General features: G+C 69.2%; 19 protein-coding genes. 10 read left to right on the top strand and 9 right to left on the bottom strand.

What is annotated here, in order from left to right; translation table 11 throughout:
• Positions 1-141: 141 nt before the first annotated feature.
• Both AB7I40_RS08690 and AB7I40_RS08685 read left to right on the top strand, forming a co-directional pair.
• The gene (locus AB7I40_RS08690; RefSeq protein ID WP_428345568.1) at positions 142-726 is read left to right on the top strand and encodes an RNA polymerase sigma factor; all 585 of its coding nucleotides are present in this window, start codon (positions 142-144) and stop codon (positions 724-726) included.
• A gap of 141 nt (positions 727-867) precedes the next feature.
• Entirely contained in the window at positions 868-3183 is a 2316-nt protein-coding gene (locus AB7I40_RS08685; protein ID WP_428345567.1) for a helix-turn-helix transcriptional regulator, read from the top strand.
• On the opposite strand, the gene glmS is transcribed toward AB7I40_RS08685, so the two are convergent.
• The 4 genes from glmS to AB7I40_RS08665 all read right to left on the bottom strand — a co-directional run bounded on the left by glmS (position 3170) and on the right by AB7I40_RS08665 (position 6640).
• On the bottom strand, positions 3170-4993 hold the full coding sequence (gene glmS, locus AB7I40_RS08680) for a glutamine--fructose-6-phosphate transaminase (isomerizing) (RefSeq protein ID WP_428345566.1): 1824 nt from the start codon (positions 4991-4993) through the stop codon (positions 3170-3172). The two genes, AB7I40_RS08685 and glmS, sit on opposite strands and share 14 nt — an antisense overlap.
• A gap of 8 nt (positions 4994-5001) precedes the next feature.
• A complete protein-coding gene (locus tag AB7I40_RS08675) occupies positions 5002-5265 on the bottom strand; it encodes a hypothetical protein (protein WP_428345565.1) in 264 nt (87 codons plus the stop codon).
• A 106-nt stretch (positions 5266-5371) separates the two neighbouring features.
• Positions 5372-5515, bottom strand: coding sequence for a hypothetical protein (locus AB7I40_RS08670; protein ID WP_428345564.1), 144 nt, complete (start codon positions 5513-5515; stop codon positions 5372-5374).
• A 168-nt stretch (positions 5516-5683) separates the two neighbouring features.
• On the bottom strand, positions 5684-6640 hold the full coding sequence (locus AB7I40_RS08665; protein WP_428345563.1) for an alpha/beta hydrolase: 957 nt from the start codon (positions 6638-6640) through the stop codon (positions 5684-5686).
• A 179-nt stretch (positions 6641-6819) separates the two neighbouring features.
• Here AB7I40_RS08665 and AB7I40_RS08660 point away from each other — a divergent pair, with 179 nt between their 5' ends.
• Together AB7I40_RS08660 and AB7I40_RS08655 are read left to right on the top strand one after the other, a co-directional pair.
• A complete protein-coding gene (locus AB7I40_RS08660; protein ID WP_428345562.1) occupies positions 6820-7620 on the top strand; it encodes a pentapeptide repeat-containing protein in 801 nt (266 codons plus the stop codon).
• Positions 7621-7630: 10 nt separating this feature from the next.
• Positions 7631-8866, top strand: a complete 1236-nt coding sequence (locus tag AB7I40_RS08655; RefSeq protein ID WP_428345561.1) for a low temperature requirement protein A — start codon at positions 7631-7633, stop codon at positions 8864-8866.
• 12 nt (positions 8867-8878) lie between these two features.
• Here the strand turns inward: AB7I40_RS08655 and AB7I40_RS08650 are convergent, their stop codons facing one another.
• A complete protein-coding gene (locus tag AB7I40_RS08650) occupies positions 8879-10672 on the bottom strand; it encodes a DEAD/DEAH box helicase (RefSeq protein WP_428345560.1) in 1794 nt (597 codons plus the stop codon).
• Between the two features lie 147 nt (positions 10673-10819).
• Between AB7I40_RS08650 and AB7I40_RS08645 the strand changes: the two genes are divergently transcribed.
• The 5 genes from AB7I40_RS08645 (at position 10820) to AB7I40_RS08625 (ending at position 14696) form a co-directional block, all read left to right on the top strand.
• Positions 10820-11419: a YceI family protein gene (locus AB7I40_RS08645; RefSeq protein WP_428345559.1), complete on the top strand. Its 600-nt coding sequence runs from the start codon at positions 10820-10822 to the stop codon at positions 11417-11419.
• Positions 11420-11505: 86 nt separating this feature from the next.
• Positions 11506-12093, top strand: a complete 588-nt coding sequence (locus AB7I40_RS08640) for a maleylpyruvate isomerase N-terminal domain-containing protein (protein ID WP_428345558.1) — start codon at positions 11506-11508, stop codon at positions 12091-12093.
• A 129-nt stretch (positions 12094-12222) separates the two neighbouring features.
• The gene (locus AB7I40_RS08635; RefSeq protein WP_428345557.1) at positions 12223-12384 is read left to right on the top strand and encodes a hypothetical protein; all 162 of its coding nucleotides are present in this window, start codon (positions 12223-12225) and stop codon (positions 12382-12384) included.
• Between the two features lie 42 nt (positions 12385-12426).
• Positions 12427-13686: an acyl-CoA dehydrogenase family protein gene (locus AB7I40_RS08630; RefSeq protein ID WP_428345556.1), complete on the top strand. Its 1260-nt coding sequence runs from the start codon at positions 12427-12429 to the stop codon at positions 13684-13686.
• A 2-nt stretch (positions 13687-13688) separates the two neighbouring features.
• Positions 13689-14696: an acyl-CoA dehydrogenase family protein gene (locus tag AB7I40_RS08625; protein WP_428345555.1), complete on the top strand. Its 1008-nt coding sequence runs from the start codon at positions 13689-13691 to the stop codon at positions 14694-14696.
• 11 nt (positions 14697-14707) lie between these two features.
• On the opposite strand, the gene AB7I40_RS08620 is transcribed toward AB7I40_RS08625, so the two are convergent.
• The gene (locus tag AB7I40_RS08620; protein WP_428345554.1) at positions 14708-15049 is read right to left on the bottom strand and encodes a DUF1801 domain-containing protein; all 342 of its coding nucleotides are present in this window, start codon (positions 15047-15049) and stop codon (positions 14708-14710) included.
• Between the two features lie 101 nt (positions 15050-15150).
• Here AB7I40_RS08620 and AB7I40_RS08615 point away from each other — a divergent pair, with 101 nt between their 5' ends.
• The gene (locus AB7I40_RS08615; protein ID WP_428345553.1) at positions 15151-16485 is read left to right on the top strand and encodes an MFS transporter; all 1335 of its coding nucleotides are present in this window, start codon (positions 15151-15153) and stop codon (positions 16483-16485) included.
• A gap of 15 nt (positions 16486-16500) precedes the next feature.
• Here AB7I40_RS08615 and AB7I40_RS08610 read toward each other — a convergent pair whose 3' ends face one another.
• Genes AB7I40_RS08610 through AB7I40_RS08600 form a run of 3 tightly spaced genes read right to left on the bottom strand, consistent with a single transcriptional unit; the run spans position 16501 to position 19775 of the window.
• Complete coding sequence (locus tag AB7I40_RS08610; protein WP_428345552.1) at positions 16501-17481, bottom strand: patatin-like phospholipase family protein; 981 nt, start codon at positions 17479-17481, stop codon at positions 16501-16503.
• A 60-nt stretch (positions 17482-17541) separates the two neighbouring features.
• Positions 17542-18021, bottom strand: a complete 480-nt coding sequence (locus AB7I40_RS08605; protein ID WP_428345551.1) for an SRPBCC family protein — start codon at positions 18019-18021, stop codon at positions 17542-17544.
• Positions 18018-19775 (bottom strand): DUF429 domain-containing protein, encoded by a 1758-nt coding sequence (locus tag AB7I40_RS08600; RefSeq protein WP_428345550.1) that lies wholly within the window; start codon positions 19773-19775, stop codon positions 18018-18020. Before AB7I40_RS08600 ends, AB7I40_RS08605 begins: the two co-directional genes overlap by 4 nt.
• Between the last annotated feature and the right edge of the window lie 31 nt (positions 19776-19806).

The following is a 19806-nucleotide window of genomic DNA, read 5'->3' as shown; positions in this document are numbered from 1 at the left end:
ACGGATCTCCGTAGTCGATTCCGTATTTCTACCGATGGCCGCCTGATCCTCACTTGAGATCGTCGATGCGACCGAGGCCTTCAGACCGACACAGGTCGACACAAGGGCACTCGGCGCACCGGCAATCGATGGAGTGGGACCATGACCGAGGCGACGATCTCGCCCGCCGAAGACCTGTTGGACGGGGGGCTCGACTCCGCCAGCGACACCGACCTCGCGGCGCTGGTGCGCCGTGATCGTTCCGCCGCCGCCTTCACCGCCCTGGTGGATCGCCACTACTCGCCCATCCAGGCCTATGCCTGCGCGATCGCCCACCGGCGTTTCGCCGAGGACCTGACGGCGGAGAGCTTCGCGCGGCTCTGGCGCAAGCTCTCCGAGGGTGCCGGGCCGACGACGGCGGTGCGGGGCTACCTGAAGACCATCGTGCGCAACGCACTGATCGACGGCCATGCCACCGAGGCTCGCCTGGTGTGGTCGGAGGATCTCCCCGAACCCTCGACCTCGCGCGACCCCGGCGAGGAGTCCGACGACGTGGTGGAAGCACTGGCCATGCGCGACGCCCTGGCCAGGCTCGCGCCGCGGCACCGGCAGGTCCTGGAGCTCACCGTGCTGCAGGACCGCTCACTCGCCGAGACGGCTGTGCTCATGGGACTCAATCCCAACGCGACCGCCGCCCTGAAGTATCGAGCGTGCCGCAGCCTGCGTGCCGCTCTCCTGGCGACCTGACCCCCACGAGGCAGCACCGCACGGACGGCCGCCCGGCCTGGGGGATGGAGCATTCCGCGTCGGAGCGGTAGCGTTGTCGCACGGTTCTCGGAGTTGCAGGCGGCCGCCCTTGCCCGGCCGCGAGTGGTCAGAGGTGAATCTGTGCCTCCAGGTGTTGCGTCCGTGTCGGTGTGCCCGGAGAGCGGCCTGCCCTTCGAGACCACCTCGTTCCTCGGGCGCGCCGCGGAGACCCGACACGTCTCCAGCATGATGGGCCAGGCGCGCCTGGTGACACTGGTCGGCCCGGGCGGGATCGGCAAGACTCGACTGGCGATGCGGGTGGCCGCCGAGGCCGCGGAGAAGTTCTCCGACGGCATCCGGTTCGTCAAGCTGGGAGACGTGGACGACCCGGCACTACTGCCAGCCGTGGTGAGCGCGGCTGTGGGACTGCAGGGACGCTCCAGTGAAGCGCTCGTCGACCAGTTGAGAGAGGCGTTGAGGCGCCAGGACCTCCTGCTCGTCCTGGACAACTGCGAGCACCTGGTGGAGGCGGCGTGCGACCTGCTGAACGAGGTCCTGCCGGCAGCACCTGACCTTCGCGTCCTGGCGACGAGCAGGCAGTCACTGGGAATCGCTTCCGAGCACGCGTGGCAGGTGCCCCCCCTGTCTGTGCCGCTGAGGCTCGAGGGCCACCCGGTGAGCGCAGTCACTCTCGAGACCAGCGAGGCCGAGGCCGTCGCCCTGTTCGTGGACCGCTCCCGGGCGGCGAGCGCCGCACCCGCGTTCTCCGACGAGGAGCTCGCCGTGGCCGTGGAGATCTGTCGGCAACTGGACGGCATGCCGCTGGCCATCGAGCTGGCGGCCATCCGGACCCGCTCGCTATCGCTCCAGCAGGTCCTCGACGGCCTGCACGACAGGTTCGAGCTCCTGACGCTCGGCAACCGTGGTGCGACGCCCCGCCACCTCAGCCTGCGGGCCCTCGTGGACTGGAGCCATGAGCTGTGCACCCCGCCAGAGCGTGACTTCTGGGCCCAGGTCTCGGTGTTCAGCGGAGGGTTCGACCTGGCGGCGGCGCAGAACGTCTACTTCCCGCACGAGGAGTCAGCCACCTCGGTCATCGATCTGCTCGATGCCCTGATCGACAAGTCGATCCTGCACACCGAGCGCTCCGGCCAGACCATGCGCTACCGCATGCTCGAGACCATGCGCGAGTACGGCGGACGGCGGGTGGTCCAGGGTGGCGACGAGGATGGGCTGCGCCGTCGCCATCGTGACTATTTCGCGTCCCTGGCCGATGACTGGTTCGTTCGCTGGTTCGGGCCGGACCAGGTCGAGATCATCGCCGCGATCAAACGGGACTGGGCGAACCTCCAGCGGGCCCTCGACTTCTCCACCTCCCAGCCACCAGAGGCGACGGTCGCGCTGGACCTGGTCGCGAACCTGTTCTACTACCACGTCAAGTCGGCTGTCTCGGAGGGCCGGCTGTGGTGCGACCGGGTCCTCGCCCTCTCCTCCGCCGCGTCGGCCGCACGCGCCCGAGCCCTGTGGGCCACCGGCTGGCTCGCGGTGATCCAGGGCGACCTGTCGACGGCGCGCTGCACGAGCGACGAGCTGCACAGCATCGCACCGGCGCTGGGCCAGGACGCGCAACGCCTGGCAGGTCTGGTGGGAGCCTTCCTCTCGATCGCCCAGGGTGACTCCGAGACGGCCCGGAGGGCGCTGGGTCCACTCGGGCCCATGCCGGAGCAGGCAGCCGGCCTGATCGTTCGTCACATGTGGGGGCTCGCATCGTTGATCGACGGAGACTTCCCGGCGGCTCGAGAGACGTTCGAGGGATCGGTCGCGATCTGTGAGGAGGTGGGCGAGCAGTGGCTGCGGGCCCATGCGCTGCGAGAGCTCACCTTCATCGCCTGGAGACAGGGCGACTCGGCGCGCACCCGAGAACACGGCGCGAAGGCCCTCCAGCTGCACCTCGCCATGGACGACCACCTGGGTGTCGGGCACTCGCTCGAACACCTGGCCTGGTCCTCGCACGACGACCTCAAGGGTGCCCAGCTGCTCGGTGCCGCCGACGCCACGCTCGCGCAGATCGGTGCGCAGAGGCACGGCTTCCTGGAGCAGGAACACCTCCGATGCAAGGAACGGCTCGTCCGCACCCTCGGGGAAGATGCCTACGAGGCTGCTTTCGAGACGGGTCGCACAGCGCCTTTCGGCCGAGCGATCGAGCTGGCGCTCGCCCCGGATCCGGACGACTCCATCACGCTCACCCGCCGCGAGAGCGAGGTGGCACGCCTGGTGGCTCGAGGGATGTCGAATCGCGAGATCGCCGAATCGCTGTTCGTCAGTCCCAGGACGGTCGAGACCCATGTCGAGCACATCCTCGCCAAGCTGGGGCTGAGGAGTCGTGGTCAGGTGGCGCCCAAGCTCGCCCTCGGCGAGGCTTCCGGGCGACACCCGGGCCCTGTCACTCCACGGTGACGGACTTCGCCAGGTTGCGGGGCTTGTCGATGTCGTGCCCGAGCCGCAGCGCGGCGTGGTAGGCCAGCAGCTGAAGCGGGATCGTGAGGAGGATGGGGTCCAGCTCGGGCTCGTTGGCCGGTACGTCGATCCGGGTGGCGCGCACCTCGCCCAGATCGACGTCGGCATGGGTGATGACCACCAGCGGACCCAACCGGGCGTCGATCTCATGCAGGGCGGCCACGTTGCGGTCGGTGAGCTCGTCGGCCGGCACGATCGCCACGGTGGGGACCTCGGGACTGATCAGGGCCAGCGGCCCGTGCTTGAGCTCTGAGGTCGGGTAGGCCTCCGCGTGCCGGTAGGAGATCTCCTTGAACTTCTGGGCACCCTCACGGGCGACCGGGAAACCGCGGACCCGGCCGATGAAGAACAGCGACTCCGCCTCGGAGAGAAGAGCAGCCACCTCCGCGATGGCGTCCTCCTGCTTCAGCACCTCCTCCAGCTGGGCGGGGAGCCGCTGCAACCCGGCGATGAGCCGTCTTCCGTCCGCCACCGAGAGGTCGCGTACCCGCCCCAGGTGCAGCGCCAGCAGTGCGAAGCCGAGGAACATGTTGGTGAGCGCCTTGGTGCTGGCCACCGCCACCTCCGGCCCGGCGTGCAGGTAGATGCCGCCGTCGCACTCCCGGGCGATGGCAGAGCCGACCACGTTGACCAGACCGACGACGCGGCCACCCTTGCGACGGATCTCCTGGACCGCGAGCAGCGTGTCGATGGTCTCGCCGGACTGGCTCACCGCCAGGTAGAGCGTGTCGGGTTCGATGATCGGGTTGCGGTAGCGGAACTCGCTCGCTGCCTCGGCATCCGCGGGCACGCGGGCGAGCTCCTCGATCAGGGCCGCCCCCATCTGCCCGACGTAGTAGGCCGAGCCACACCCCAGGATCTTGACCCGCTTCACGCCCCGGCTCTCGCGGGCATCCAGGTCGAGCCCGCCCAGGTGGGCCGTGCCGAAGCGCTCGTCGAGACGTCCACGCAACATCCGCTCGGCGGCCGCAGGCTGCTCGAGGATCTCCTTGTACATGAAGGACTCGTGCTCACCCGCGTCGTAGGTGGCGGGGTCGATGTCGAGCTCGGTGATCTGGTTGGCGAGTCGGGTGGCGGTTCGGTCCGTCGTGCTGGAGGTGGTGAAACCGGCGGCCGTGACGGTGGCCAGTTGACCGTCCTCGAGGTGCGCGACGGTGGTGGTGTAGCGCACGAGCGCGGCGAGATCGGAGGCCACGTGCATCTCCTTCTCCCCCACGCCGATGATCAAAGGCGAGCCGTTGCGGGCCACCACGATCCGATCCGGGAAGTCCTCGTGCAGGACGGCGACGCCGTACGTGCCCTCGATGCGAGCCAGAGCGGAGCGCACCTTGTCCTCCAGGCTCGCCGCCTCGCTCAGGGCCACCAGATGGGCGAGCACCTCGGTGTCGGTGTCGGAGACGAGGTCGATCCCGAGATCGCTCAGCTCGGCGCGCAGCGCCGCCGCGTTGTCGATGATGCCGTTGTGTACGACGGCCACCTTGCCGTCAGCGGAGCGGTGCGGGTGGGCGTTGACGTCATTGGCCGGACCGTGGGTGGCCCACCGGGTGTGGCCGATGCCCACCTTCCCAGCGAACCGCTTCGGCAGGTCGATGGCACGCACGCGGCCGGCCTGCTTGGCCACCTTGATCCCGCTCGCCGCGAGGACGGCGACGCCAGCGGAGTCGTAGCCGCGATGCTCGAGCCTGGTGAGCCCCTCGAGCAGGAGTGGGGCGGCCTGCTGGCCGCCGACGTACCCGACGATTCCGCACATGTGTGGTCCTAGCCGTAGATGATGCGGCGCAGCTGCCGCTCGGTGAGCTCTGGTGCGGCGACCACGCGGTCAGCCAGCTCGCTGCGAAGGCGCGCGAAGATCTCCGGGTTCTTCGCCCCGAAGGTCTGCAGGTGGGCATGGCGGCGGCGCACGTAGTCCTCCACGCTCTCAGCATGGAAGGCGATCACGTCGCCGATCACGCGTGCGGCATCCGCGGCGGTGAGCCCGGTGCTCTGGACCACGCGTTCAACGAGGGCGGGATCGGCGGGCACGGAAGGAAGCGTGCGCCTCGAAGGCGGAACTGTGCAACTTCCTGCCCGATTTCGGGCAGAAATGCAGCGACCCGCCACCAGAGGTGGCGGGTCAATGCTGCAGGACTCAGGCTGCGTGCGGGTTGGGCTTGCTGGCCACGGCGGCCGCGGAGATCCAGCGGGCCTCCATGCGCACGCGACCGTCCACACCCTGGACGGGGACCCACTTCATCGCGAGGTCACCCCTCGTCGTTCCCTGGTGATTGCGCATCAGACACCTCCCGTTCATCTTGTGTTCATGTTCAGTGTGCCATGCAGTCGCCGAAAATGCCAAAGAATCCCCACTTCGGGGGTCGAAAACCCATCGACACGCCCGGAACTGCCCCACACCATCGGCGTTTCGGGCATTTATGACTGCTGCACGCCCCCACTGAGGGGGTCAGGAAGCGAGGCCGTCCTCGACCGGGGGCCGCAGGGGGACCACCCGGTCCACGAAGGTGCTGATCTGTTCCACGGCAGCGGCGCCCTCAGGCAGGAAGTCGGCCAGCACCGGGAACGCGTGCACCTGGCCCTCCCAGATGTGCAGGTCGACCGGGACACCGGCCTTGTCGAGCCGCTCGGTCATCAACTCCGCGTCGTAGCGCAGCACCTCGTCGGCGGCGCACACGATCAGCACCGGGGGCAGGCCCCGAAGATCGGCGTTGACCGGTGACATCTCCGGATCGATCACCGGCGTGCCCGTCACGTGATGGGCGACCCGCTGCAGCCGGAAGGCGGGGATGAAGTCGTCGCGCAGCGCGTTGCGGTGTCGTCGGCGCTGGGTGTTGTCGAACTCCAGCCACGGTGAGAGTGCGACCACGCCAGCCAGGGCGATGCCCTGCTCAGTCGCGGCGAGGGCGACGGCGAAGGCGAGGTGGCCTCCTGCGGAGTCACCTGCGAGCACCAGACCGGATGGGTCGAAGCCGCGGTCGATCAGCCAGTCCACGGCCTCGATGCAGTCGCGGATGCTCGTGTCGACGTGACCGCGGCCGTGCTGGCGGTAGGCCACCGAGAGGACGGGCAGGCCCGCGCGCTGAGCCAGGCGCTCGGTGATCCGGCGATGGGTGCCCAGGCCGCCCATCACGAACGCCCCACCGTGGAAGTAGACGATCGCACCCCGGCGCGGGTCGCAGCCCTCGACGCTGAGCAGCTCTGCCACCCACTCACCGCCGTCCACGGACTCCACCTGGACCTCGGAGTGCCGCGGCAGGGCCTGCATGCCCACGTCGACGAGGTCGAGGAGGCAGGCTGCCGTGCGCGACGACGGGAACAGGCCGAGCACCGGCCGCACGACAGCGCGCGAACCGATCCGGACGAGGAGCGAGCGGTGGCTCGAGCGAGCGTGGATCTCGATCACTGCCGATCCCTTCCCTCCGGTGCGACCCCGACGTGCCGCACGACTGTAACCCACGTCACGTCCTGCGAGACCTGCCCGATCGGAGGGTAGGCGCCCCAGAATCCCCAAGCCCGGTTGGGGATTCCGGGTTTTCTCGATCCAATCGGACACTCCGAGCCAACCTCGGGTTGAATGGCCTGATGACCGGGTTCAGGGCCGACTGCGGCAACTGCGTGGGGCTCTGCTGCGTCGCTCTGACGTTGACCCGCTCAGCAGACTTCCCGGTCGACAAGCCCGCCGGCGAGCCGTGCGAGCACCTGCAGTCCGACCTGAGGTGCGGCATCCACGACCGGCTGCGTGACCGGGGGTACACCGGCTGCACCGTCTACGACTGCTTCGGCGCGGGGCAACAGGTCACCCAGAACTGGATCGGCCCCGACTGGCGCGACGCCGCTGACGCGGGTCAGGAGATGTTCGCGGTCTTCGGGGTGGTACGCCAGCTGCACGAACTCCTGTGGCTGCTCGAGTTCGCCGGAAGCCTGAGGGCCGCCGAATCGCTGGTGGCAGACCTGGAGCGGGCCACGTCCGACATCCTCGCCGTGGCGGACGCGGAGCCGGCGGTGCTGGCGGCGTACGACGTAGCCAGACTCCGCGACCAGGTTGCTCCCCTGCTGCGCCGGGTCAGCGTCCTGGCGCGAGGTTCGTGTCCGGGCACTGACCTCGACGGTGCCGACCTGATGGGACGGGACCTGACCTCGCGCACGCTCGTCGGCGCCAGCCTGCGGGGTGCACTGCTCGCCGGGGCCGACCTGCGGGGTCTGGATCTGGGCCTGGCCGACGTCACGGGGGCCGACCTGCGTGGCGCCGACCTAGGTGGGACAGACCTGAGGGGAGCGCTGTTCCTCAACCAGTCGCAGGTCGACGCCGCCCGTGGCGACACGAGCACCAGGCTTCCGGACGGCTTGCGAGCACCCGCCTGGTGGGCGGCCCCACAGCCCTAGAATCCCGGCCATGACCGAGACCCATCATCACCGGATCCGGATGACCGGCCGTGACCCGCAGGAGTCACACCGTGCCGCCACGTCGCTGGAGCTGCTGTTCGACCTGACCTTCGTGATCGCGTTCGGGACAGCCGCCGACGAGCTGGCCCATGCCCTCGCCGCGGACCACTTGCAGTCCGGCATCGTCGGCTTCCTGTTCGCGACCTTCGCGATCTCCTGGGCCTGGATCAACTTCGCCTGGTTCGCCTCCGCCTTCGACACCGACGACTGGATCTACCGGCTCACCACGATGGTGCAGATGGTCGGGGTCCTCATCCTCGCGCTCGGGCTGCCGGACATGTTCGCCTCACTGGAGCACGGCGAGCACGTGGACAACACGGTGATGGTGCTCGGGTACGTCGTGATGAGGGTGCCGATGGTCGCGCAGTGGGCACGCGCAGCCGCGCAGGATCCCACCCGGCGACGTTCCTGCCAGGTCTTCATCGTCACGATCCTGACCGCCCAGGTGGGATGGATCGCCCTGCTGCTGGCCGACACCGGCGTGGTCACCACGTTCGCGTGCGCGGGCGTCCTGGTCCTGGTCGAACTCACCGGGCCCGTCCTTGCCGAGACCCGGGTCGGGTCCACCCCCTGGCACCCCCACCACATCGCCGAGCGCTACGGCCTGCTCGTGATCATCGCGCTCGGCGAGGGACTGCTGGGCACCATGGCGGCGCTGTCGGCCATCGTCGGGCCCGAGGGTCCCGGCTGGACCAGCGACGTCGCCGTCCTCGGCCTGGCCGGAACCGCCCTGACCTTCGGGATGTGGTGGGTCTACTTCACCGTTCCCAGTGGCCATGTCCTGGCCACGCGACGAGAGCGCTCGTTCGGGTGGGGCTACGGTCACATCCCCCTCTTCGGGGCGACCGTCGCGGTCGGAGCCGGCCTCCACGTGGCGGCCTACCAGATCGAGCACCACAGCAAGCTGACCGTGACCGGGACCGTGCTGACGGTGGCTGTCCCGCTCGGCATCTACCTGGTGCTGGTCTTCGGGCTGTACGCGCTGTTGACCCGCTCGGTGGACCCGTTCCACCTGCTGCTCGTCGCCGCCTCGACCATCCTGCTCGTCGGATCCGTCGTGCTGGCCAGCGCCGGCCTGTCGCTGCAGTGGTCCCTGGCGATCCTGGCGCTGACCCCGTGGGTCACGGTCGCCGGCTACGAGATCGTCGGCCATCGCCACAACGCCGAGGTGCTGGCCCGGCTGTAGGGAACCGGTGGGTCAGTCGCGTGACTTGGTGCGCGGCTTCTTGAAGTCGCCGCGGGCATCGGACTTGCCCTTGTAATGACCCCCGGGACGGTTCGCCGGCGCCCCGGTGTCGGAGCTGAGCTCGATGAGCTTGCCGGAGATCCGGGTGCCTCGCAGCTTGTCCCAGGCGCCCGCCGGCAGCTGCGCGGGCAGCTCGACCAGCGAGTGGTCCATCCGGATGTCGATGTGCCCGAAGTCGTTGCGCCCCAGCCCGCCCTCGTTGGCGATCGCGCCGACGATCTGGCGCGGCTCCACCTTGTGACGCTTGCCGACCGCGATCCGGTAGGTCGCCATGTCGATGTCGGTGCGGCCACGGGGCTTGCGGGCTTCGCGCTTGGCGCGCTCGCTGCCCTGGTCACGACGATCGGAGCCGCGGTCCTCGCGCTCCTTGTACGCCGGGCGCACAGGCTCGGGGTCGAGCAGCAGCGGCTCGTCGCCCTGCATCACCACGGCGAGGGCCGCAGCGACGTCACCTTCGGGGACGTCGTACTCACGGACGTAGTGGGCCACGACATCGCGGAAGAAGCCGACCCGGTCGGAGCTGAGGGCCTCGGTGATGGCGCCGTCGAACTTGCTCAGACGGGTGGAGTTGACGTCGTCCACCGTCGGCAGCGGCATCAGGGTCAGCTGCTGCCGGGTGGCCTTCTCGATGGCCTTGAGCAGGTAACGCTCCCGCGGGGTGACGAACGAGATGGCGTCACCGGAACGACCGGCCCGGCCGGTGCGCCCGATCCGGTGCACGTAGGACTCGGTGTCGGTGGGGATATCGAAGTTGATGACGTGGCTGATCCGCTCCACGTCGAGACCGCGGGCGGCGACGTCGGTGGCCACCAGGATGTCGAGCTTGCCGTCCTTGAGCTGGTTGATCGTGCGCTCACGCTGGTTCTGGGCGATGTCGCCGTTGATCGCTGTGGCGCTGAAGCCGCGCGCGCGCAACCGCTCGGCAAGCTGCTCGGTGGCCTGCTTGGTGCGGGCGAAGATGATCATCGCCTCGAAGTTCTCGACCTCGAGGATGCGGGTCAGGGCGTCGAGCTTCTGCGGGAACGACACGATGAGGTAGCGCTGCGTGGTGTTGGGCGCCGTCGTGGTCTTGTTCTTGATCGTGATCTCGGCGGCGTCGGTGAGGTACTTCTTCGAGATGCGGCGGATCTGCGCCGGCATCGTCGCCGAGAACAGGGCGACGTGCTTCTCGGCCGGGGTGTCGGCCAGGATCGTCTCGACGTCCTCCGCGAACCCCATCTTCAGCATCTCGTCGGCCTCGTCGAGGACCAGGAACCGGAGCCGGCTCAGGTCGAGCGTGCCCTTGTCGAGGTGGTCCATGATCCGCCCGGGGGTCCCCACGACGATGTGGACGCCACGGCGCAGGGCGCTGAGCTGGACGCCGTACCCCTGACCGCCGTAGACGGGCAGCACGTGGACGCCGCGCAGGTTGGCGGCGTAACGCTCGAAGGCCTCGCAGACCTGGAGCGCGAGCTCACGGGTCGGGCACAGGACGAGTGCCTGCGGCGCCTTCTGGGCCAGGTCGAGCTGGGAGAGGATCGGCAGGGCGAACGCCGCTGTCTTGCCGGTGCCGGTCTGGGCGAGGCCGACGACGTGGCGGCCGGCCAGCAGCGGTGGGATCGTCGCTGCCTGGATCGGTGAGGGGGACTCGTAGCCGAGGTCCTTGACTGCCTTGAGCACGCGGTCGTCGAGGCCGAGATCCGCAAAGGTGGGCTCCGCAGAGCTGGGTACGTCGTTGCCGGTCGCGGCATCAGGGGTGTCACTCACCTTCGAATGGTAGTCGCTCGGCACCGCTGCCCACGAAAGCGCAAATGATGCCTGTGGCTCAGATCACACGCCAACGGGAACAAATCGGACCCGGGTCCGCTTAACCTAGTTGACGGTTCAACCAAAGACCTAGATCAGGAGCATCCCATGAGCATCTTCAGCCGCAAGACCAGCGCCCCCGAGTCCGTGTTCGACGGTGGCACCACCGCCGTGGCCGACATCACCGGCGACTACACGATCGACGCCTCGCACAGCCACGTCGGCTTCCAGGCCCGTCACGCCATGGTCACCTCCGTGCGCGGCAGCTTCAAGACGTTCGAGGGCACCGCAGCCATCGACACCACCAACCCCGCCGCCTCCTGGGTGAAGCTGTCGATCGACGTGGCGAGCGTCGACACCGGCTCCGCCGACCGCGACGGCCACCTGCAGTCCCCCGACTTCTTCGACGCCGCCACCTTCCCCGCCATCACCTTCACCTCGACCCAGGTCGAGCGCGACGGATCCGAGTGGGCGATCACCGGCGACCTGACCATCAAGGACACCACCAAGCCCGTCACGGTCGTCTTCGAGGAGACCGGCTCGGCCCAGGACCCGTTCGGCAACCTCCGCGTGGGCTTCGAGGGCGAGGTCGCCGTCAACCGCAAGGACTGGGGCCTCACCTGGAACGCCGCCCTCGAGACCGGCGGCGTGCTCGTCTCGGAGAAGGTCAAGCTGCAGTTCGACATCTCGGCGATCAAGAACGCCTGATCCGCAGCACACTCAACAGCAGGGCCGCCGGGAACACCGGCGGCCCTGTTGCATCCCCGGGGTGAGCGCGAGCACCATGAGATGCCATGAGCCAGATGTCGACGATGTACGCCGCAGCCACCGAGCACCTGGCCGGGATCGTGCTCGCGCTCGACGACGACCAGCTCCGCTCCAAGGTGCCCGGCAGCCCACACTGGTCGGTCCACGACGTGCTCGCCCACCTCGCCGGAGGCCCGAGCGACGCGCTGACCGGCCGGATGGACGGCGCCCCCGCTCCGTCATGGACCGCGGTGCACGTCGCCGAGCGCCGTACCACCAGCGTCGACGACCTGATCCAGGAGATCCGCACCAACCGACCCGCCCTGCAGGCGAGCATCGAGGACAACCCGCGCCCCGCGATCGTGTGGGACGTCTCGGTCCACCTCGCCGACCTGCACGAGGCCCTGGAGCTGGGCCGACCCGATCCCTCCCTGTGGCAGCCGGTGCACGCAGCCGTCGCCCCCTACCGACTCGGCGAGCGCGTGCTCGACGTCGAGGACTACGAGTTGTTCCGGGGCCTCTTCTCGCGCAGGTCACGCTCGCAGATGCTCGCCTGGGGGACTCCGCTGACCCAGGAGGAACTGGACGAGCTGCCGATCTTCGGGCCCCGTGACGATGACCAGCCGGTGCCCTGAGAAGGCCATCGCAGGCCGCCGCGCCAGACTTTACTTCTGCTCGCGTCATGCCGGAACGACCCAGGCGTCCCTTCACCGTGGGGCAGCGTCACTTGGGGAGGAAGTGGCCTACCGAACAGGAGTCATCGCATGACCGTCAAGGAAGCAGCATCAACGCTCGACCTGCCCGTCTGGACCGTATGGAAGCTCTGCACCGCAGGCTCCCTGCCGTCGTGGCGGGCCGAAGGACGCATCCTCATCATGCCGTGCGCCGTCACGGAGTTCGCCCGGGTGTTCCCGAACGCCGCCTGAACACCTGCCCGACCCAACCAAGTCGTGGCTAGGTTGGTTGCCATGGAGCGACGACTCAGCGACGACGACCGGGAGTTCCAGGCCCGGATGCGCAACATCTTCACCACCCAGGTGCCTCAGCAGGTGCGCGACAAGGTCGCCGCGGGCCACGAGCTCACCAAGGCCGACATCGTGGCCGCCCACCAAGCGCTGAACGCCGCGGGCGTTGCGGTTCCCGGCTGGCCCGTCGAGTACGGCGGGCAGGACTGGACCTCACTCCAGCACTACCTCTGGGCCAGCGAGATGCAGGCGGCCGCCGTACCGCCGCCCCTGGCCTTCAACGCCAACATGGTCGGCCCGGTCATCGCGGCCTTCGGGTCCGAGGAGTTGAAGCAACGCTTCCTCCCGCCGACCGCCTCATTGGACATCTGGTGGTGCCAAGGCTTCTCCGAGCCCGACGCCGGCTCCGACCTCGCCAGTCTGCGGACCACAGCCGTGCGCGACGGTGACGAATGGGTCGTCAACGGCCAGAAGACCTGGACCACGCTCGGCCAGTACGCCGACTGGATCTTCGCGCTCGTGCGCACCAACCCCGACGCCAAGAAGCAGGCCGGCATCTCCTTCCTGCTCATCGACATGACCTCACCCGGCGTCACCGTGCGACCCATCCAGTTGATCGACGGCGGTCACGAGGTCAACGAGGTCTTCTTCGACAACGTCCGGGTGCCCCTGGACCAGCTGGTCGGCGAGGAGAACAAGGGCTGGGACTACGCCAAGTTCCTCCTCGGCAACGAGCGCGTCGGCGTCGCTCCCGTCGGCTCGATCAAGCGCAGGCTCGCTGCGGTGAAGGAGTACGCCGGGAGCGTGGTCTCGACAAGCTCGACCACCGAGGGCAGCCGCTCGACCACCGAGGGCGGCCGCTCGACCACCGAAGACCACAGCCGCTCGACCACCGAGGGCAGCCTGCTCGACGACCCTCTGGTCGCCGCGCGGATCGCGGAGCTGGAGTGTGACCTGATGGCGCTCGAGCTGACGGTGCTACGGGTGGCCGGCGGCTCCCACGAGGGCAAGCCCGACCCAGCGTCCTCGATCCTCAAGCTGCGCGGGTCGCAGCTCCAGCAGGACGTGCTCGAGCTGGCGGTGGACGTCGCCGGGCCGATGTCGCTGGCTTGGGGCCTCGAGGACGGCGAGTCGACCCTCCCGGACTGGACCGCAGTGGCAACGCCGACCTACCTCAACTTCCGCAAGGCCACCATCTACGGCGGTTCCAGCGAGGTGCAGCGACAAGTCATCGCCGCCGGCATCCTGGGACTGAGGAGCTGACCATGGACTTCACCCCCGACAACGAGCAGAAGGCCCTGCGCGAGGCCGTGCGCGACATGCTCAAGCGCACCACCCCGCCCGACACGATCGGCCTGCCGGTGCACGACCCCGAGCAGTGGCAGCAGTTCGTGGAGATGGGCCTGGTGGCCCTCCCCTTCGACGACAGTGCAGGCCCGGTGGAGGTCATGCTCGTCGCGGAGGAGCTCGGGCGGGCGCGCGTGCGCTCGCCGTACGTCGACGTGCTGCTGGCCGGGCACCTGCTCGCGGCGACCGGACAGGGCGACCTGCTCGACGCGATGGGTGAGGGCCAGGCGTTGGTGTTGCCGGCGCTCGCCGAACCGGGCCGGTCCTGGCAGTCCGCGGCGAGCGTGACAGCAAGCGGTGACGCACTGAGCGGCACCAAGGACCCGGTGCCCTACGCGGCGGCCGCGACCCACGTCATCGTGAGCTCCACCCAGGGCCTCCACCTGGTCGAGCACCCCCCGGTCTCGGGCAGCGGGATCGCCCTCGATGCCACGCCGGCCACGTTGCTCACCGAGGACCACTCCGTGCTGGCGCCGGCCCTCAACCTGGCCACGGTCGCACTCTGTGCCGAGGCCCTGGGCGCGATGTCGGCGGCCGTCGACCTGAGTGTGGACTACCTCAAGACCCGCAAGCAGTTCGGCGTACCCCTGATGAGCTTCCAGGCGCTCACCCACCGCGCCGCCGACCTCTACGTGTCCCTGGAGCTGGCGCGCAGCACGGTGCAGTACGCCGCCATGTCGCTCGCCGAGGACCCCGGGGACAGCGAGCTCGTCTCCCGCACCAAGGTCATCGTGGGCAAGTCCGGCCGGTTGATCGGCCAGGAGGCGATCCAGCTGCACGGCGGGATCGGGATGACCGCGGAGTATTCCGTCGGCCACCTCACCGCGCGACTCACCGCCATCGAGCACACCTTCGGAGACACCCGTCAGCACCTCGGGGCGCTGGCCCGCTCGCTATCGGGGCACACCACGGTCGACGTGGTCTGACCCGCCGCGGATCAGGCCCGATTGAGTTCGGCGGCCTCGCGGACCAACGCCACGAAGGCGGCGTCGTCGAGGTCGCCGGGACTGAAGAGGTCGACGGCGCGTCGGGTGCCGGCATCGAGGCTGGCGTTGAACACGGAAGCCGGGTCGGCCAACGTCGCACCCTTGGCGAACGTGACCTTCACCTTGTCCTTGTACGTCTCGACCGTGCAGATCAGCCCTGAGCTCGAGAAGGTCGGGACACCGTCCGGGTTCGACGCCTTGCGCCACTTCGCCTCCTCCTCGACCTGGGGCTCGGCCTGGACGATGAGGGCACGGATGCGGTCGACGAGGTCGGTTCTCCAGTCAGCAGCCATGGGCTGAACCCTACTGAGGTCCCCGGCCGGTGTCGCGCCTGCGCGGACGACCCGGAAAACTCCCGCGACAAGTGTCGGTGGGACCGGGCAGGGTAGTGGCGATGTTCGCCGCCCTGCTGCGCTCCGCGCGCCCCCCGTCGCCGCTCGCCGGTCGCCTGGGCGTCCAGTCGCTCCTGTTCGCCCTCGGTGAGGGCACATTCATGACCGGATCGGCGGTGTTCTTCACCCAGATCGTGGGGTTGTCCGCAGCCCAGGTGGGTCTCGGACTGACCCTGGCCGGCATCGCCTCCTTCCTGGCCGCCCTGCCGATGGGCAAGCTCGTCGACCGCTACGGGCCCAAGAAGATGTGGGCCCTCAGTGCGACGGGGCAGGGCGCGATGTTCGCCGTGTGGCCCTTCATCACCGACTTCCGTGGCTACGTCGCGATGGCCGTCGGCATGGAGGTCATCGGCGCGCTGGGCAACGCGGCGCACGGCGCCTACACGATCGACGTGCTGCCGCCCGAGGAACGGGTGAGGTCGCGCGCCTACATGTACTCGGCGCTCAATGTGGGCTTCACGCTCGGTTCCCTGATCGGCGGGATCGCGCTGGCCTTCCACTCCAACCAACTGCTGCACGCACTCCCCTGGTTCACCGCGGCGATGTTCCTGGTCAATGCCGTCGCCATCGGACGGCTGCCGAAGGCGTCGCACGACGAGCGGACGCCGGAGGACCGACTGGTCAAGATCCCCGGGCCAGGACCGCTGCGCAACCCGGGCTGGTTGCTCACCACGTTCTTCGGCGGTGTCTTCTGGACCAACCAGGTGCTGCTGCACACCGTGATCCCGCTGTGGCTGGTGCAGGAGACCGATGCCCCGCGGGTGCTGCTGGCCTTCCTTTTCGGGACCAACACCGTGATGTGCATCTTCCTGCCCATGACGGTGTCTCGTGGCGTCGGGGACATCCCGACCGCGTTGAGATCGGTGCGGGTCTCGTCGTGCTTCTTCGTCATCTCGTGCGTGATCACGTTGATCACCCACGACACGGTCGGCTGGACCACGATCGCTCTGGTCTGGCTGGGCCACGTCACCGTGACCGGGGCCGAGCTCTACCTCTCCGCCGCGAGCTGGGCGTTCGAGGCCGAACTGATGGACCCCCGCCAGCGGGGCGCCTACCAGGGAGCCGCCGAGTTGAGCAGCACCCTGGGCAAGGTGTGGGCGCCAGCGCTCTACACATTCCTGGCGTTGAGCTGGGGAGCTGCCGGCTGGCTGGTGATCGCTGCGATCATCGTGCTCGCCACCATCGGGGTGCACCCCGCCACCCGGATGGCGCGACGGTTCCTCGAGCAGCACGTGCCCGCCGACGTGCTCGCCGATGCCCGCGCCTCGACAGCCGACCCCGAGGAGGCGGTCGCGCTGGGCCCACCCACCTACATCGAGGGGGAGCCCGGCCACTGAGCCGGCGTCCGCCCGTCAGGCAACGCCTGCGACCGGGGCGGCGTACCTCGCCCGCCACGCGTCGTAGTCCCAATCGGCGAGGAAGTCGCCGGCCGAGCGGGCGCCGTTCGCGAACAGCATCCGTTTCTCCACCGCGTCCAGCCTGAAGTCCGTCGCACGAACGCCGCTGGTCTCCACGAAGATCGTGCGCGAGGCCACCGACGCCTGGTCGACGTAGAGCTGGTCGTGCGCGTTGGTCATCGTCGCCACCAGGGCGCGAGCCAAGGAGAGTGGGTCGTCGGCGTCATTCCACTTCTCCTCGGACAGCCGCAGCCGGCCCGACAGCTTGACCCCGATCGTGGGGTGGTCGAGCTCGTCGTCGAACAGGTCGATCGGGTAGTTGGAGAGCATCGCCCCGTCGGTCAAGACCAACTCGTTCCTCCCGTCGGTGAGCGCCGGGTCGACGCGCAGGCGCCAGGGCCGGAAGAAGAACGGGATCGATGCCGAGGCGCGCACGGCGTCCGCCACCGGCATCGCATCGGGTGAGTAGCCCAGCAGCCGCTCGTAGTCCCACGGCAACCGGAGCATCCGCCCGCGTGTCACGTCCGAGACGATGACGACCAGGCGGTAGCGCTGCTCGACCGGCGTGCGAGCGTCGGCCCCCGGGACCCGCAAGTCCCCCCAGGTCTGCACCCCCGCCTCCGCGAGCGTGGCCGCCACCCAGCGGTGCAACACCCGGCCCCGGTAGATGCCCTCGCGCAGCATCACGTCCAGGCCGCTCCCGAGGGGGCCGAACAGGCGGCCGGCGGCCCCAGGATCCAGGAACCCCGAGAAGTCCGTGTCGACCAGCATCGACTCGAGCCGGTCCTGCAGGCCGGCCGCAACGAAGGCCGCGACGATCGCCCCGGCCGAGGTGCCGGCCACCCGGTGGAAGTCGTAGTCCCGGGCGAGCACGCTGACAGCGCCGGCCAGGCCGGCGCCCTTCACGCCTCCGCCCTCCAGCACCAGGTCGCTCACACACCGATCTCCAGGCACGAAAGTAAAGAGCCGTGAGCTCGGGGCGGTGATACGACCGCGTCAGTCGATGCCCAGGTGGTGCAGCAGATTGGACGAGAAGCGCACGCCCATCGTGCTGATCACGCCCTTCATCGCCATGCCCACCGCCGGCGCAGCCAACCGGGACAAGGGCAGGTCGACGGCCACCGACAGGCTGATCGAGAGCTTGGTGCCGGCCTCCGCCTCGGCCAGGAGGTACTGCCCTTCGACCCCGGCCCGCTCGGACCTGCCCGGCGGCGGATCGTGCACGAAGTCGATGCGGTGCGGCTCGTCGAACATCATCCGCTCGGTGAAGGCCGGCACCACACTGACCCCGAGCACGGGGATCCGGGTCAGCTGCCAGTGCCAGAGGTGGCCCCGCTCGTCGGTGTCCACCTCGATCGAGTGCAGGAACGGGGTGAGCTTCGGCAGCAGGACCGGGTCGGTCAACGCCTCCCAGATCGCTGCTCGCTCCGCCCTCACCACCGACGAGGTCTGCGTCGAGCTGCTGAACCGGGTCACTGAGGGGCACCACCCATACGCTCGAGACGGGTGCGCAGCAACGCCTCCCGGTGGACATTGCCGTGCAGGCCGAGATAGCGCTCCCGATAGACCGCCAGCAGGGCGTCGTCGAGGCGGCGTACGGCGCCGGGCGGGTAGCGGTAGCCCATCTGCGCACTGATCTGCACGTCGTCCACGGTGCGCAGGGCATCGCCGAGCTCGTCGAGGGAGGTGATCCCGAGCTCGAGCAGCAGTCCGGAGATCCAGGCGTAGTGGTCGGTGCGCGACCAGCCGGCGTCGGAGTACTGCCCGGCCAGGAAGGCGGCCAGCTCCCGGGGGCTGATGCGCGGGTCGTCGTCGGCGGTCTCCGTGCGCTGCTCGGCGACCTCGGGCCGGAGCCGGTCCCAGATCGTGGAGAACTCCCGATCGGCCAGCTCCAGCAGTCCCGCAGCCAACGTGAAACGCCGGTCGAAGTCGCGCACGTGCTCGTCAGGGATGGTGCCCTTGTAACGGATGTCGTGCTCGAACTCCGCCCAGGCGTGCTGCAGCACGGTGCGGATCTGCACCGACGCCCCGAGCCCATGCATCGAGGCGAAGGCCGGGGAGGCCGCGCGGCCGGCGTCGAGCGAGATCACCAGGTGCCGGCTCGCGTAGCCGAAACGGCCCTCGCGGGCGGTCTCCTGGCCCATGTCCCGGTCATCGAGCACGGCGATCTGGTCGGCCAGCAGGTCCGCCACTGCGGTGACGTCACTCTGCACGTAGGTGATCACCCGGATCCCGATCTGGTCGGTGATGTCGGTGAGGGGGTCGGGGTAGAGCAGCTTGCCGTCCGGGGCCAGGCGGGAGGCCTTCTCCGCGAACGAGGCGATGCTCTTGGTGCGGCCGGTGACGCTCAGGTAGTTGATGCCGCCGTCGTCCAGGATCGTGGTGATGAGCGCCACGAACTCCTCTCCGGCACGCTCGAGGGCGGGGTGCCGGGCGGCGTACTCCTGAACGGCGCGGCTGATCGGACTCGGCCGGGGCGGACGGGCACTGGGTTGATGATCGGCGGGCAGCGTCGGGGTGACGATGTAGCCCTCCGCGAAGTCCCCGTAGACCGTGATGTCCGCAGGACGACGCACGGCGTAGAGAGCCACGTAGGCGCAGACCACCGCATCGACCTGGTCCTCCACCCGGCGCAGCTCGCTCTTGCGGGTAGCCGTCTCCACGTCGGCCACCAACGTGCGCCAGGGCGGATGGCCGGCCACGTGCAGCGCCGGCTGTGCTGACGCCAAGCCGGACAGCAGGTCCATCAGGTGGCGCAGCTCGCCCTTCAACTCCCCGAGGGAACGTCCGGGCTTGTTCTTGTACTTGAGCGTGCGGCCCAGCCGGAACAGGGCGATGGTGGCGGGGTGCGGGTAGACCTCGATGGCTCGCCGCGCACTCGTGGACCCCGGGTCCATGTCGAGACCCAGAGCCGTCGCGAGCCGTGCTCCGCGCGGGGTGGTGCTGAACTCCGGCTTGGCCGTGTTGGAGGGGTGGGCGCCGGCCTCGAAGGCCCGGAAGTCCCGGTTCAGTGCCGCCTCGGCCGGACGGTTGCCGCTCGCGTTGGTGACCACCAGCGGCGCGTCGATGCCGACCAGGCAGTCGTCCTCGACGTACGGCGCCAGCGCCTCGCGGATCTCCTCGTCGGTGCTCACCGAGGAGATGTGCACCAACCGGCCCGTGTCGTCGAGCACTGCCAGACCGGTGGGCTTGCGTTGACCCCACGCGAGATCGACGCCGACGAAGTGCATGGGAGAACCCTCCCACGGCGCTGGTGGATCC

The organism is Nocardioides sp., from assembly GCF_050246775.1.
GTDB lineage: Bacteria > Actinomycetota > Actinomycetes > Propionibacteriales > Nocardioidaceae > Nocardioides.
The sequence above is the reverse complement of the archived record's forward strand: the minus strand, read 5'-3'. Positions and strand labels throughout refer to the sequence as shown.

Excerpts from the sequence above, each read along its gene's own strand:
- AB7I40_RS08690 (WP_428345568.1), top strand. The coding sequence starts at position 142 with ATGACCGAGGCGACGATCTCGCCCGCCGAAGACCTGTTGGACGGGGGG.
- glmS (WP_428345566.1), bottom strand. The coding sequence starts at position 4,993 with ATGTGCGGAATCGTCGGGTACGTCGGCGGCCAGCAGGCCGCCCCACTC.
- AB7I40_RS08670 (WP_428345564.1), bottom strand. The coding sequence starts at position 5,515 with ATGCGCAATCACCAGGGAACGACGAGGGGTGACCTCGCGATGAAGTGG.
- AB7I40_RS08660 (WP_428345562.1), top strand. The coding sequence starts at position 6,820 with ATGACCGGGTTCAGGGCCGACTGCGGCAACTGCGTGGGGCTCTGCTGC.
- AB7I40_RS08655 (WP_428345561.1), top strand. The coding sequence starts at position 7,631 with ATGACCGAGACCCATCATCACCGGATCCGGATGACCGGCCGTGACCCG.
- AB7I40_RS08645 (WP_428345559.1), top strand. The coding sequence starts at position 10,820 with ATGAGCATCTTCAGCCGCAAGACCAGCGCCCCCGAGTCCGTGTTCGAC.
- AB7I40_RS08640 (WP_428345558.1), top strand. The coding sequence starts at position 11,506 with ATGAGCCAGATGTCGACGATGTACGCCGCAGCCACCGAGCACCTGGCC.
- AB7I40_RS08635 (WP_428345557.1), top strand. The coding sequence starts at position 12,223 with ATGACCGTCAAGGAAGCAGCATCAACGCTCGACCTGCCCGTCTGGACC.
- AB7I40_RS08630 (WP_428345556.1), top strand. The coding sequence starts at position 12,427 with ATGGAGCGACGACTCAGCGACGACGACCGGGAGTTCCAGGCCCGGATG.
- AB7I40_RS08625 (WP_428345555.1), top strand. The coding sequence starts at position 13,689 with ATGGACTTCACCCCCGACAACGAGCAGAAGGCCCTGCGCGAGGCCGTG.
- AB7I40_RS08620 (WP_428345554.1), bottom strand. The coding sequence starts at position 15,049 with ATGGCTGCTGACTGGAGAACCGACCTCGTCGACCGCATCCGTGCCCTC.
- AB7I40_RS08615 (WP_428345553.1), top strand. The coding sequence starts at position 15,151 with ATGTTCGCCGCCCTGCTGCGCTCCGCGCGCCCCCCGTCGCCGCTCGCC.
- AB7I40_RS08600 (WP_428345550.1), bottom strand. The coding sequence starts at position 19,775 with ATGCACTTCGTCGGCGTCGATCTCGCGTGGGGTCAACGCAAGCCCACC.